We start from the raw sequence: 14,067 nt of genomic DNA, 5'->3' as shown, positions 1-14,067 counted from the left end.
AGGAGGGGGAGGGGTTATTACGCTTCTTCCACACTGACCCGCATCGCGGCCAGCGCTTTACGCGCCGCTTTCAGCACCAGCTCACACTGCTCGATGGTGAGCGTCAGCGGTGGTTCAACACGGATGGTTTTTGAGTTGTTGAGCGTACCGGCCACCAGTACCCGCTGGCGGAACATCTCGCTTGCGAAGCTGTAGCCGATTTCGTTATCGACAAACTCAATGGCCATCAGCATCCCTTTGCCGCGTGCTTCCTGCACCAGGTCAGGATATTCACGCCCCAATTGACGGAAGCCATCCAGCAGCATGTCGCCTTTCTGCTCGGCCTGCGCAGGCAGGTTTTGCTCCAGCAGCACGTTGATGGTTGCCAGTGCCGCCGCACAGGAGAGCGGGTTACCGCCGAAGGTAGTGGTGTGCAGGAACGGGTTGTCAAACAACACCGAGAACACCTCTTCGGTCGCGACCGTCGCACCAATCGGCATTACACCGCCGCCGAGCGCTTTCGCCAGGCACAGGATATCTGGCTGCACGTTTTCGTGCTCGCAGGCAAACATCTTGCCGGTGCGTCCCATGCCGGTCTGCACTTCGTCAAGGATAAGCAGCGCGCCAAACTCATCGCACAGCTGACGCACGGCAGGCAGATAGCCTGGCGGTGGCAGGATCACACCACCTTCGCCCTGAATCGGCTCGAGGATCACCGCCGCCACATCGTCGCCGGTTTTACGGCACTCGCTCAGCATGGTGCGCATAGCGCTAATGTCGCCAAACGGCACATGACGGAAGCCTGGCAGCAGCGGCATAAACGGCTTGCGGAAGGTGGATTTCGCGGTTGCAGACAGCGAGCCTAACGACTTACCGTGGAATGCGCCACTGGTGGCTATGAAGGTGAATTTCCCGCGCGGCGACTGGTACGCTTTGGCGAGTTTCAGCGCCGCTTCGACCGATTCCGTGCCGCTGTTACTAAAGAAGCTGTATTTCAGTTTGCCTGGCGTTAACGCAGCCAGCGTTTTCGCCAGCATGGCGCGAAGTGGGTCGAGCAATTCCTGGCTATGAAGAGGTTGTTTCGCGAGTTGATTCTGTACGGCGGAAACCACAACTGGATTACGGTGCCCCACGTTGAAAATGCCAAAACCACCCAGGCAATCTATAAATTCCTGTCCCTGGGTGTCGACAAGCGTGTTCAGACTTCCCGCTTGCCACTCTACGGCTCCGTAATCCCCGCCGGCGGTAACAGATTTGCGATACTCCAAAAACCCAGGATTGACATGCTCTTTAAAGTAATCGATGACCTCTCGGTTAAGTTGTTTCATCTCCTCATGATCAAGCGTTCGCTTCTCAATGAGATTCAGTGCGTGCGCGGTACAGGCAAGAGCCGAGGCGCTGGAAGGTAACCTGTTCAAAATGTGCTCCCGGGGATCGCGTATCACATGATACTGATTTAAGTATTGCAGGGATTACGCCACTTCAGCTGACTTAACGAAAATCGGGATAAACGCCAGGTTAAATTTATGTTGCTCAGTATTTAATCATGTCGAAGCAAGCCAAACGGGATTAAGCGACAGGGAAAGAGGTGATGTTTTAGCGACCGGTTTCGTCAATTGCACCTGCGTGGTGCAGGGCGTGCTTCTTTAGTGGGCATTAACAGGTCATGCTTTGTGAGTAATTTCTCAACGAAAGTATTTTAAATCAATTAATTAGAAAAACGCACAGAAAGTGCGGTTTAACCGGAATTTGCGATCCCAGTCAAATTTAACAACTAAAGATAAACTGTTTACCGCCGAAAAAAGATTAAGCCACAAAATTAACATTCAAATAACCTGCAAGGGATGCTCATAATGTCCTCTCCATCCTATGTCACCCAGAACGAATATCCTCTGGATGATGACACCACCTTAATGTCGACCACCGACCTGCACAGCTACATGACCCACACCAACGACACCTTTGTACAGGTGAGTGGGTATTCACTCAATGAACTGCTGGGACAGCCGCATAATCTGGTGCGCCACCCGGACATGCCCAAAGCGGCCTTTGCCGATATGTGGTACACGCTACAAAAGGGTGAACCGTGGAGCGGCATTGTCAAAAACCGCCGTAAAAATGGCGACCACTATTGGGTGCGCGCAAACGCGGTGCCGATGGTGCGTCACGGCCAGGTCACGGGGTATATGTCGATTCGTACCAAAGCGACGGCTGAAGAGATTGCCACCGTGGAGCCTTTATATCAGGCGCTGAATGACGGGCGCTGCAACAAGCGGATCCACAAAGGGCTGGTGGTACGCAAAAGCTGGCTCGGCAAACTGCCGGCAATGCCGCTGCGCTGGCGGGTACGCAGCGTGATGGCGGTACTGTTTGCGGTGATGGCGGCAACGCTTTGGGCAACGTCCGCAGGCTGGGCTTCGCTTGTGGCTGCGGCTGTGGTCATGCTGCTGGGAACCCTGCTGTTTGAGCAGCAAATTGTCCGCCCGGTGGAAAACGTGGCGCGCCAGGCGCTGAAGGTCGCCACCGGCGATCGCAACACCGTGCAGCACCTCAACCGCAGCGACGAGCTGGGGCTGACTTTACGGGCTGTCGGGCAACTGGGGCTGATGTGCCGCTGGCTGATTAATGATGTATCAAGCCAGGTGGTTAGCGTGCGTAATGGCAGCGACAGGCTGGCGCAGGGCAACGAGGATCTCAACGACCGCACGCGTCAGACCGTTACGAACGTGCAGCAGACCGTGGCGACAATGAACCAGATGGCGGCCTCGGTACAAAGCAACTCTGAAACTGCCGCCGAAGTGGATAAGCTTTCTATGGCCGCCAGCAGCGCGGCAACCGAAGGCGGAAATGCGATGCAGACCGTGGTGAAAACCATGGACGATATTGCCGACAGCACTCAGCGGATTGGCTCGATTACCTCGCTTATCAACGACATTGCATTCCAGACGAATATTCTGGCGCTGAACGCGGCGGTAGAGGCGGCAAGAGCAGGCGAGCAGGGTAAAGGCTTTGCGGTAGTGGCCGGCGAAGTTCGCCACCTGGCCAGCCGCAGCGCCAATGCGGCCAACGATATTCGTAAGCTTATTGATGCCAGCGCCAGTAAAGTGCAGTCGGGCTCCGATCAGGTTCACGCCGCAGGCCGCACGATGGACGACATCGTAGAGCAGGTGAAAAACGTGACCCAGCTTATCGCGCAGATTAGCCATTCGACCTCTGAGCAGGCAACCGGGTTATCGGAGCTGACCCGCGCAGTCGCCGAGCTGGACAGCATCACCCAGAAAAATGCCGACCTGGTAGAAGAGAGCGCACAGATTTCCGCCATGGTTAAACACCGTGCCGGGCGTCTGGAAGACGCGGTGACAGTGCTGCATTGAGTCAGTAACGTTCCAGAAAGCCGTTTATTTCGTCCGGAATAAACGGCTTTATTATTTCCGCTATTTGTAATTACTATTACCACTTAATGTTAAATATATATTAAATAACTAAATAAATTATCTCAGCTATTTATTCCTACCTAAGTCAGTTTTCCCCGATACTGTTTCAGAAATCGTCATTCCGTTGGTTGTATAACGATCAATGCGTCAATATTAATAGTTAGTGCCTATCCATTGTGGTGGTTATTGAATAAAAAAACGATCAAAGTCATAAAGTTAGGTGGTTAGTTACCGATAACGGTGAACGACTGGGAAATAATCACATCGATGGAGTAAATATGTTCTTACATGACGTAAAGATCGGCACAAAATTATTTCTGGCGTTTGGGTTCTTTATTGTGCTGATGGTGGTCAGTGCAACCTTGTCTCTGCTGAGCCTGAACCGGGCCAACAACGGGATGCAAACCATCATCACCAATGATTATCCGACCACGGTAAAAGCAAACGAGTTAATCGATAACTTCCAGGAATTTATTAGCACTCAGCAGCTCATGTTGCTGGATGAGCAGGGCAAGTACACCGCACAGTCCCAGCAGCATCTGAAAGAGATCAGCGAACATATCACCGTTATCCTGGGTGACCTGAATAACGAACTGCACGATCGAAAATCTCAGCAGGTTCTGGCTGATATTCGCGGGGTGCGCCAGCAGTATCTCGACTCCCGCTACCGCATTTTGCAGGCCGTACAGAACAACGATCGCGCAGGGGCGATTCAGGAGATGATGACCAACACGCTCAACCTGCAAAAGGCCTACAAGGATAAAGTGAAGGAGCTTATCAGCGTTCAGAATGGTCAGATGCAAAGCGCTGGCGCGCAGGTGGATGGTGATTTCAAAAACAACCGCCTGTGGTTGATTGTTATCACGCTGTTTAGCGTGGGCGCTGGCAGCCTGATTGGCTGGTACATTGTGCGTTCGATTACCCGCCCACTGGGTACCGCGGTGGCCTTTGCCGAAGCGATTGCACAAGGTGACCTGACACGCACTATCGCCTCCCACGGTAAGGATGAAACCGGCCATCTGCTCAATGCGTTGATGGAGATGAAAACCCGCTTGCTGGAGATTGTGCAGCAGGTGCAGACCGGCTCAGAAAACATTTCCAGCGCCGCCGCGCAGATTGTCGCCGGTAACCAGGATTTAGCTGCGCGCACGGAAGAGCAGGCCAGCTCCGTTGAACAGACTGCGGCATCGATGGAACAAATCACGGCAACGGTAAAAAACACCGCATCACATACCGGGGAAGCGACCAACCTCTCTGCCGATGCGGCCACGGTGGTAAAAAACAACGGCGAGATGATGAAGCAGGTGACCAGCAAAATGCGCCTGATTAACGAAACATCAAACCGGATGTCCGACATCATCGACCTGATCGACGCCATTGCCTTCCAGACTAATATTCTGGCGCTGAATGCGGCAGTGGAAGCGGCGCGTGCGGGTGAGCACGGTCGTGGCTTTGCTGTGGTGGCAGGTGAAGTGCGCCAACTGGCACAGAAGAGTGCGTCTTCTGCCAGTGAGATCCGCCAGCTGATTGAAAGCTCAACCAGCCAGACCCAGGACGGGATGAACCTGGTCGAGAAGGCCAGCGGGCTTATCAACGGCATGGTCGGTAACGTGGAAGAGATGGACGTCATCCTGCGGGAGATCCGCCAGGCCAGCCATGAGCAGACGGAAGGTATTTCGCAGATTAACAGCGCGATTGGCCTGATCGACGCCACCACTCAGCAGAACTCGGCGCTGGTGGAGGAGTCTGTTGCGGCGGCTGCATCGCTTAACGAGCAAGCGACGCAGCTGAAAGAGCTGGTAAAAGTCTTCCGCGTGAACGAGTACGCACCAGCTTAATCCAGCTGGGAGATCTCCAGCGCCGCGCGGTCGATAACGCCGATGATCTGCTTAAGCTGCGCGTCGCTGAGCTCTCCCTGATTGACCCTGAGGTCGAGCACGGCCTTGAAGTTATCCAGAGCCCGCTTCATCTGCGGGTTTTTTCGCAACTGGAAGCCAACGCAGCGGGCTTTGATCCGCAGCTGAATGTTCTCCAGATGTTCCAGATTTTCATCCAGCCAGTGTTGCCCGGCCAGGGTAATGGCAATCTTTTTGCGCCCGGTGTCTTCTTCCGTAATGGTGATAAAGGACTGATCCTGCAAGAAATCGAGAGTCGGGTAGATGACGCCTGGACTCGGGGTGTAGTTTCCCTGAGTCATGTTCTCAATCTCTTTGATCAGCTCGTAACCGTGGCTCGCATTGCGGGTCAGAATATCCAGAATCACCAGCCGCAGCTCGCCGTGGCCGAAAAATCGCTGGCGGCGTCCACCGCCTTCGTGTGCGTGTCGCATTGTATCTCCTAAAAATGATATATCTAATTTATATCTAAACATGTCTTAATAGCAATATAGTCATCACGTAATTAGTTAATAATATGATTATGTTGTTATTTTTATTGTGTGGCTTGTCTGGTGTTAACTATATCAAAAAATATCTTGCAATCCTGATTGTTAGCAATCATTATCATTTGCAGTTTAATTTAGATATATCGTATTCACATCAGGAAGGCATAAAAATGACATCGACCCGCTACCCACAACGCGTCCGTAACGACCTGCGCTTTCGCGAGCTGACTGTGCTCCGCGTTGAGCGAGTCGCGGCTGGCTTCCAGCGCATCGTCTTAGGCGGAGATGCCCTGGAGGGCTTTAGCTCCAGAGGCTTCGACGACCACAGCAAAGTCTTTTTCCCGGAGCCAGGGGCGACGTTTGTCCCGCCAGTGGTTACCGATGAAGGGATCAACTGGGGCGAAGGCGTGCGCCCACAGGCGCGTGACTACACACCGCTGTACGATGAAGCGCGTCATGAACTGGTCTTCGATTTCTTTGTCCATGATGGCGGCGTTGCCAGCAACTGGGCGCTACAGGCGAAAGTGGGTGACACACTCACCATCGGCGGCCCGCGCGGTTCACTGGTGGTCGCGGAGGATTACGCCTGGCAGTTGTATGTGTGCGATGAGTCCGGGATGCCTGCGCTGCGTCGTCGTTTAGAAGCGATAGCAAAACTGCCAGTACGCCCTGAAATTCATGCTGTTGTGACCATTGGCGATGCATCTTACAAGGATTATCTGGCGCATCTGAGTGAGTTCAACATCACCTGGGTGGTCGGGCATAGCGAGCAGGCGGTGGCTGACCAACTGGCGGCGTTTAACGTACCCGCCGAGGATTACTTTATCTGGTTAACCGGGGAAGGGAAGGTGGTGAAAAGCCTGAGTCGCCAGTTTGAAAATGACGAGATTGATCAGCAATTAGTGCGTGCCAGCGCATACTGGCACGCCAAATAATTACGCTGCGGTATCCAGCTGCGCTTCGCTCACCTGATGTTCGAGCGAGGCGCGGACGTCATGCAGGGCTTTCTCCTGCTGGACAAAGTAAGCTTCCATATTGCTAAGAGACGAGACCAGCAGCCAGGACTCTTCTTTTTCCAGCTCGGCCAGCTCGTTCACTAAGGTGTCGATTTGCTCGCGTACCTGCGCCATTTTTTTGCGGATACGCTCCAGATCGTTCAGCCGGTCGCTTGCCATCAGTGGCTCAAAGCCCTGTTGCAGACGAGCAACCAGAGAACGAATGGCTTTCACGTCTCCACGTTGTTTGGCCTGATTCAGCTGCACCATCATGGTGTTGGCTTCTTCTTTCAGATCGTCTGCCACCAGATCCGGGTGGCACAGCTTGCTCGCCTGACGCCAGAGCCGTTTTAGCTCGTTCTGATCCTCTTCGGAGAGGTTTTTCCCTTTCCGCAGACGGACTTCGGCATCGTGGTGCTGTTCACGGTATTTTTCATACTCGTCATTAGCATCATCCTGGGCCTGACGTGCGGGCTCCTCTTCACGCGTTAACCCGCTTTCCAGCTCCAGTGCTTCGGCCAGCAAATTAGCAATCAGGTTGCTTTGCTGCTGAAGCTGCTTGCGTGCTTCCGCAGCCTGCACTGAATCCGCTGGCAGCTCACGCCAGCGCTGGGTCAGTGTTGCTAACACCTCAACCGCCTGCGCCATATACTGCTGGCAGCGGCGATAGTCCTCTTCGCGACGACGCGCTTCTGCCTGCTGACGACGAAGATTCAGCTCGGCAAGTGTTTTGCGCAGGGCGAGGATCTGCTGCATCAGCGGCCCCAGGCGGGAGAAATAGAGATCGTTGAACTCATCAAGCTGCTGTACGCGTGCATTGCGACGATCGATAAGATCCCGCAGGCGTTCTTCCAGCGCTTTCAGCTCCAGCTTGCTGGCCGCCACCTGCGGATCGCGCCACTGGGTAATCGCCCGCTGGCTTTGTAACCAGGCGGTGATAGCCGCGATGGCGGCGGTGTAATTCTTCTGCTCAAGCGCCACGACGATTGCCTGTAGCTCATCGCCAAACGCTTCATTTTTCAGGCGTGCCAGCTGGCTAATGATGATGTCGTCATCTTCCAGTTCAATGGCATTTTTAATGATTTCTAGCCGTTTGATCGGTGTGCTCATGATGCCTTTCGCTTTGGGGCTTAAGTATTTGAGTTAAGGTTAGTTGTTGTAAACACTACAGGAAATAATACACACGGATGATGATCGGCGCGATGGGGGATTTCTTTAGTTTTTCGGGTTTTTGACGGTGAGTGAGAGGTTTGTTGTGTTCCTGGTACAGGGAGCGCTGCGTATAGGATCAGCAATAGAGGTGTTCAGCTGTTTGATAACTAAAAATTAACCGCAGACAATCGCTTTACCCGAAAGTCACGCAATTGGAGCCCCGGAAAGCACTGTCGCTGCCAGTGGTCCCAAGAAAAACAAAAGGGCCAGAGATTTCTCTCCAGCCCTTGCTGTATTTGGTGGCCCCTGCTGGACTTGAACCAGCGACCAAGCGATTATGAGTCGCCTGCTCTAACCACTGAGCTAAGGGGCCGTGGCGGTGAATTATAAAGTAACTCCCCGCAGCGATCCAGCCATTCACACCTGCCTGCTGTTTTTATAAACAATGCATAATCAATCCTTTATACTTCCCGGATGATGTATCGATCGGAGTAAACATGATCAACGATATTCTTGCCCCGGGCCTGCGGGTGGTGTTCTGCGGTATCAACCCCGGTAAGTCCTCTGCGCACACCGGTTTTCACTTTGCTCATCCGGGAAATCGCTTCTGGAAGGTTATCCATCAGGCAGGGTTTACCGACAGGTTACTGAAGCCCGAAGAGGAACAGCATCTGCTGGATACACGCTGCGGGATCACTATGCTGGTCGAGCGGCCAACGGTACAGGCAACCGAAGTCAATCTGCACGAACTGCGCAGTGGCGGGCGTGAGCTGATTAAAAAGATGGAAGACTACCAGCCAGCGGCGCTGGCGATCCTCGGGAAGCAGGCCTACGAGCAGGCGTTTAGTCAGCGCGGAACGCAGTGGGGTAAACAACGAATCACTATCGGCGTCACGCAGGTGTGGGTACTGCCAAACCCGAGCGGGCTGAACAGGGCGACGCTGGATAAGCTGGTTGAGGCATATCGCGAACTCGACGAAGCGTTAGTCGTTCGCGGGCTGTAACCGCCGGAGCCTGAGGCTCCGGCAGTACTATCAGAATTCGAATCGTGCCCCCATGTTGTAGCGGCGTCCTTCCAGGATGGAAGACTGGTTATAGGACGTTTTGTAAATCGGGTTCACGTCGAACAGGTTATAAACCCCCGCCATCAGCGTGATGCTCTTATTGAGATGGTAGCGGGCGCCTAAATCGACCAGTGCATAGGCCTCGGTTGAGGTCGATTTGCCGGTGTTTGGCGTATTACTGCGCCAGCTGCTGGTGGTCCACAGCTCCAGGTCATTGAGAGCATTCCACGTCAGTGACAGGTTGGCCATACTGCTCGGGAATTCGTTCAGCGCCTCTCCCTTATACTGACCGCTTTTTTGCTCGCTGTGAGTGTAGGTATAGTTTGCGTTAGCCTTCAGAGCTGGAGTGACCTGCCAGTCGGCATTCAGCTCCAGACCATAGATTTCCGCATCGCTGACGTTGAAATACTGGGACACTTCTTCAGCTTCATAACCGTTGTAAATACACTTCTGCGTGGCAGTTGCGGTGCAGATGGTGTAGTCGCTGATCTTGTCTTTAAATTTGGTGAAGAACGCGGTGGCATCCAGCGCCAGTGTATCCTGCTGCCAGTAGACGCCCAGCTCGGTGTTGACGCTCTGCTCTGGCTTCAGGTCATCGTTACCGATCCCGATATATGAATAAGGATAGGAGCCGTAGACGCTGGTAAAGCCTTCATTGTTCTCACGCAGGTCTGGCTTTTTATAGCCCGCCGATACGCCGCCTTTCAGCGCCCAGCTTTCATCAATTGTCCAGTTCCCGTAGAGTTTCGGTGTCACGTGGTAGCCAAAGTAGCTGTCATGGTCGAGACGTGCCGACGTGGTCAGCGTGAAGTCCGGCACCATCATCCATGCGTCTTCGGCAAACACGGCCCAGCCGTTACGGCTGATCTCGCTGACCGGCGTGATCCCCGGAACTTCTTTGTCTGCGATACCGAACGTATCATCCAGCTCATTGCGGGTGAAGTTGATCCCGAGCGTTAGCTTATGATCGCCAAGATTAAAGGTGTTTGCGCTGTTGGCTTCATAGTTTTTCTGCTTGATAAACTGCGAGCTCATGCCCGGTATGCGGTATTCGGTTTTGGCGTTCTCGTAACTGATGAAGTTCTTCACTTCCACCAGGTCGTCGCCGTACCACGCGTGCTGGGATAACGACGCGGCGTCTCGGTCGAAGTCCCATTGCCAGGCTTTATCGTTGTGTGATTTTACCTGATGTCCTTTGACGACGTTCAAATCCCACAGCTGGGTGTCGGTCGGGGCCATATTAATGGTGGCGTCCAGGTTGCCGGCCTGGTGCTTAACAAAACGTTCATCGTTCTGGCTGTCGTCGTCACGGCGATCAAGGTAATCCGCCGCCACGCTCACGCCGAGTTTGCCAGGAATGACCGGCCCCATCAAAAAGGCATTGGTCTGGTTGGTGTTGCCGTACTCGCTTTTTTCCTGAAGGAAGTAGTTATCCTCCAGCACCCCGGTCCATTTATCCAGGTTGTAGCCTTTTTTGGTGATGACGTTCACCACGCCGCCAATGGAGTCTGAACCATACAGGGAGGACATCGGCCCACGGATCACCTCGATACGTTCGATAGCCGCAAGCGGTGGCAGGAATGCCGCTTCGGTGCCGATATGATGGCCGTAAGGGCGGGACTCGCGGGTCCCTTGTTTGATGCCGTTGACCATGTAGGAGGTATACGTGGAGTCCATGCCGCGCATCTGCACATCGCCAGTGGCAAGGCTCCCGTTACCGTTCCCCACTAATACACCGGGCATTTCACGCAACGCTTCGGTCACGTTCTGGTTCGAACGGGTGTTCAGCTCTTTCTCGCCGACCACGGAGATGGTCGCCGGTGCTTCGCGGCGCTCCTGGGCGAAACCGGTGGCGGTGACCACCATCTGATCTTCATTAGTGGGTGTTGTCTCCTCGGCGAAAACGGCCGCAGGAAGGCTGGCGAGGGCGAGCGAAATCGCCAGCGCCGTACGTGTCTGGTTAATCACAAAGCAATCCTCAGAATTGGGTTAAATCGAGTTTGAGCACATAGTCAGCCTGGGTGGCTTTTTCATCCTGCTTCACGCTGACAAAGAGCGTTTTGCTGTCCGGAGAAAGCACCATGCTGTTGGGCATGGCAGCCGTTTTAATGGTGTGTTTCAGGCTGTAGGTATTGGCATCGATAACGCTTATCTGACGGGCATTGCGATGGGTAACGTACACTTCGTTGCGCGCCGGGTTGTAGACGGCGGCAATGGAGTTCGGCGTGGGAACGCGGTGAACTAACTTACCGGAATCGAGCTGTACAACCAGCACATCGGCGGTGTTGGTATCGGCGATAAACCCGACGCCTTTGGCGGTGTTCAGGGCGATATTCAGGAAGTAATGTTTTGGCTCGGATGGGTCAACTTTCACGCGGGAGATAACCTGGGATGTTTTGCCATCCAGCGTTACCAGTTCGCCTTTGCCGGTGACGGCGTAAACCTTGTCGCCTGCTTCATCAACGGCAAAGCCAACCGGATCCATCCCTTTCAGGGTGTGCGCAAGCGTCTGGTTTTTAGTGTCGACAACCCACAGCACGCCTTTGCCTTCACTGCCAATCCCGGAGACGTAGAGGCGCTGGTGTTTCTTATCGAGTACCACTTCGCGAACGTGCGCTTTGTTTTCATCATCCGCGAGCTGGAGCGTCTTCACTTCTTTGTTGGTGCGGGTATCCAGCAGGGTTAATGAGCCATCCAGCGCATTGCCTGACCAGAGAATGTGGTTGGCTTCATCCAGTGAAACGGCGAAGGGGCGGCGTTGGGTCGCGATCCGCTTATCAACCTTCAGCGAGTCAGCTGAAAGCAGGAACATTTCGCCGGCGGTTTTATCTTTATCGAAAGAGGGGGCGGACGCCGCATAGACCGCGTTTTGTCCGGCATCATAAGCCAGTTCGTAAACGCCGTGACCCAGCGGTTGAGAAGAAAACTGATCCTCGGAGAAGTCCTTTGCACAGGCAGAACCCGCGTGAAGGGCCAGAGAAATCGCGAGCGCGCAGAGAGATTGATTTTTTAATATTTTGAAATTCATGTAATTTTTCTTTACAGTAGTTTACGAAAAGAAAAATGATAATGAAAATAAATATCATTTACAATTGCATCTATTGCGGGGGGTACCTACTAATTTTTGTACTCTACGAAAAATCCCAAAAAAAAAGCTCCCCGAAGGGAGCTTTTTCATCGCGGACGGATTAGTCGTCCAGGAAGCTACGCAGCACTTCAGAGCGGCTCGGGTGGCGCAATTTACGCAGCGCCTTCGCTTCGATCTGACGGATACGTTCGCGGGTAACGTCGAACTGTTTACCCACTTCTTCCAGCGTGTGGTCGGTATTCATGTCGATACCGAAACGCATACGCAGAACTTTTGCTTCACGGGCGGTCAGGCCAGCCAGAACGTCGTGCGTTGCGGCACGCAGGCTCTCGGTGGTGGCAGAGTCCAGCGGCAGCTCGAGGGTGGTATCCTCGATGAAATCACCCAGATGCGAATCTTCATCGTCGCCGATTGGCGTTTCCATGGAGATAGGCTCTTTGGCAATCTTCAGCACTTTACGGATCTTGTCTTCCGGCATCAGCATACGTTCAGCCAGCTCTTCTGGCGTTGGCTCGCGGCCCATCTCTTGCAGCATCTGGCGGGAGATACGGTTGAGTTTGTTAATCGTCTCAATCATATGCACCGGAATACGGATGGTGCGCGCCTGATCCGCGATAGAGCGGGTGATAGCCTGACGGATCCACCAGGTTGCGTAGGTGGAGAACTTGTAACCACGACGGTATTCAAATTTATCTACCGCTTTCATCAGACCGATGTTGCCTTCCTGGATAAGATCCAGGAATTGCAGACCACGGTTGGTGTATTTCTTGGCGATAGAGATAACCAGACGTAAGTTCGCTTCAACCATCTCTTTTTTCGCACGGCGGGCTTTCGCTTCACCGATAGACATACGACGGTTGATATCCTTCACTTGCTCGATGGTCAGGCCGGTTTCTTCTTCAATCTGCTGGAGTTTCTGCAGCCCGCGATGCACGTCTTCTTTCACGTCATGCAGTTTTTCAGACCACGGCTTGTTCATCGCGATAGCGGCGTTGAACCAGGTTTCGCTGGTTTCGTTGCCAGTGAAGAGCGTGATGAAGTTCTTCTTCGGCATTTTGCACTGTTCAACACACAGTTTCATGATGATACGTTCCTGGGTACGCACGCGGTCCATCATGACGCGCATACTGTTTACCAGGTAGTCGAACTGTTTTGGCACCAGGCGAAATTGTTTGAAGACTTCAGACAGTTTCAGGATCTCTTCCTGAGCAGCGGCGTGGCTACGGCCTTTTGCTTTGATGGTGTCACGGGTCAGTTCGTACTGCGTACGCAGTTCGCCGAACTTCTCGCGCGCCAGCTCAGGGTCGATGCTGTTGTCGTCATCGCTGTCGTCGTCGCCGTCTTCTTCATCTTCGTCTTCGTCGTCATCCATCTCTTCCTGGGACAACTCAGAACCGACGTGAGTAGCAGTCGGCGCCAAATCTTCTTCAGCGTTCGGATCAACAAAACCGGTGATCAGGTCAGACAGACGCGCTTCTTCAGCTTCAACGCGGTCGTACTGTTCCAGCAGATAAGTGATTGCTTCCGGGTATTCGGCAACGGAACACTGAACCTGGTTGATCCCGTCTTCGATGCGCTTAGCGATGTCGATTTCGCCTTCGCGGGTCAACAGTTCAACGGTGCCCATTTCGCGCATGTACATGCGGACCGGGTCAGTGGTGCGCCCGATTTCAGATTCTACGCTGGACAGTACCTGTGCAGCAGCTTCTTCCGCATCTTCGTCAGTGTTGTTGGAGGTTTCAGCCAGCAACAGATCATCGGCATCCGGTGCTTCTTCCATCACCTGAATACCCATGTCATTGATCATTTGGATGATGTCTTCGATCTGATCTGAATCGACGATATCTTCCGGCAGATGGTCATTGACCTCGGCATAGGTCAGATAGCCTTGCTCCTTACCACGTTGGACAAGAAGTTTCAGCTGTGACTGCGGGTTTTGCTCCATAAGACGGTATCCACACTTAATTCGTTT

The 14,067-nt window shown here is 53.5% G+C and carries 10 protein-coding genes and 1 tRNA gene; 4 read left to right on the top strand and 7 right to left on the bottom strand.

What is annotated here, in order from left to right:
- Positions 1–17: 17 nt before the first annotated feature.
- A complete protein-coding gene (ygjG, locus tag M987_RS02280; protein ID WP_041162132.1) occupies positions 18–1,397 on the bottom strand; it encodes a putrescine aminotransferase in 1,380 nt (459 codons plus the stop codon).
- Between the two features lie 435 nt (positions 1,398–1,832).
- Between ygjG and M987_RS02275 the strand changes: the two genes are divergently transcribed.
- Together M987_RS02275 and M987_RS02270 are read left to right on the top strand one after the other, a co-directional pair.
- Positions 1,833–3,353 carry a methyl-accepting chemotaxis protein gene (locus tag M987_RS02275; RefSeq protein ID WP_014071823.1) on the top strand — a complete coding sequence of 507 codons (1,521 nt, stop codon included), beginning with the start codon at positions 1,833–1,835 and terminating at the stop codon, positions 3,351–3,353.
- A gap of 338 nt (positions 3,354–3,691) precedes the next feature.
- A complete protein-coding gene (locus M987_RS02270) occupies positions 3,692–5,251 on the top strand; it encodes a methyl-accepting chemotaxis protein (protein ID WP_014071822.1) in 1,560 nt (519 codons plus the stop codon).
- Here the strand turns inward: M987_RS02270 and M987_RS02265 are convergent.
- Positions 5,248–5,742: a PadR family transcriptional regulator gene (locus M987_RS02265; RefSeq protein WP_014071821.1), complete on the bottom strand. Its 495-nt coding sequence runs from the start codon at positions 5,740–5,742 to the stop codon at positions 5,248–5,250. The genes M987_RS02270 and M987_RS02265 overlap by 4 nt on opposite strands.
- A gap of 224 nt (positions 5,743–5,966) precedes the next feature.
- Between M987_RS02265 and M987_RS02260 the strand changes: the two genes are divergently transcribed.
- A complete protein-coding gene (locus M987_RS02260) occupies positions 5,967–6,731 on the top strand; it encodes a siderophore-interacting protein (protein ID WP_014071820.1) in 765 nt (254 codons plus the stop codon).
- Here the strand turns inward: M987_RS02260 and M987_RS02255 are convergent, their stop codons facing one another.
- Positions 6,732–7,901: a DNA repair ATPase gene (locus M987_RS02255; RefSeq protein WP_014071819.1), complete on the bottom strand. Its 1,170-nt coding sequence runs from the start codon at positions 7,899–7,901 to the stop codon at positions 6,732–6,734. It abuts the gene before it with no gap.
- 339 nt (positions 7,902–8,240) lie between these two features.
- Positions 8,241–8,316: transfer RNA gene (locus M987_RS02250), tRNA-Ile, on the bottom strand.
- Between the two features lie 124 nt (positions 8,317–8,440).
- Here M987_RS02250 and mug point away from each other — a divergent pair.
- Complete coding sequence (gene mug, locus M987_RS02245) at positions 8,441–8,947, top strand: G/U mismatch-specific DNA glycosylase (RefSeq protein WP_014071818.1); 507 nt, start codon at positions 8,441–8,443, stop codon at positions 8,945–8,947.
- Between the two features lie 30 nt (positions 8,948–8,977).
- On the opposite strand, the gene M987_RS02240 is transcribed toward mug, so the two are convergent.
- The 3 genes from M987_RS02240 to rpoD form a co-directional block, all read right to left on the bottom strand.
- Positions 8,978–10,975: a TonB-dependent receptor domain-containing protein gene (locus tag M987_RS02240; RefSeq protein WP_014071817.1), complete on the bottom strand. Its 1,998-nt coding sequence runs from the start codon at positions 10,973–10,975 to the stop codon at positions 8,978–8,980.
- A gap of 10 nt (positions 10,976–10,985) precedes the next feature.
- Positions 10,986–12,035, bottom strand: coding sequence for a 7-bladed beta-propeller protein YncE (gene yncE / locus M987_RS02235; RefSeq protein WP_014071816.1), 1,050 nt, complete (start codon positions 12,033–12,035; stop codon positions 10,986–10,988).
- Between the two features lie 160 nt (positions 12,036–12,195).
- A complete protein-coding gene (gene rpoD / locus M987_RS02230) occupies positions 12,196–14,040 on the bottom strand; it encodes an RNA polymerase sigma factor RpoD (protein ID WP_041162131.1) in 1,845 nt (614 codons plus the stop codon).
- Positions 14,041–14,067: the final 27 nt, after the last annotated feature.

This window comes from Enterobacter soli ATCC BAA-2102 (assembly GCF_001654845.1).
Lineage (GTDB): Bacteria > Pseudomonadota > Gammaproteobacteria > Enterobacterales > Enterobacteriaceae > Enterobacter > Enterobacter soli.
This window is presented reverse-complemented; position numbering and strand designations above follow the sequence as displayed.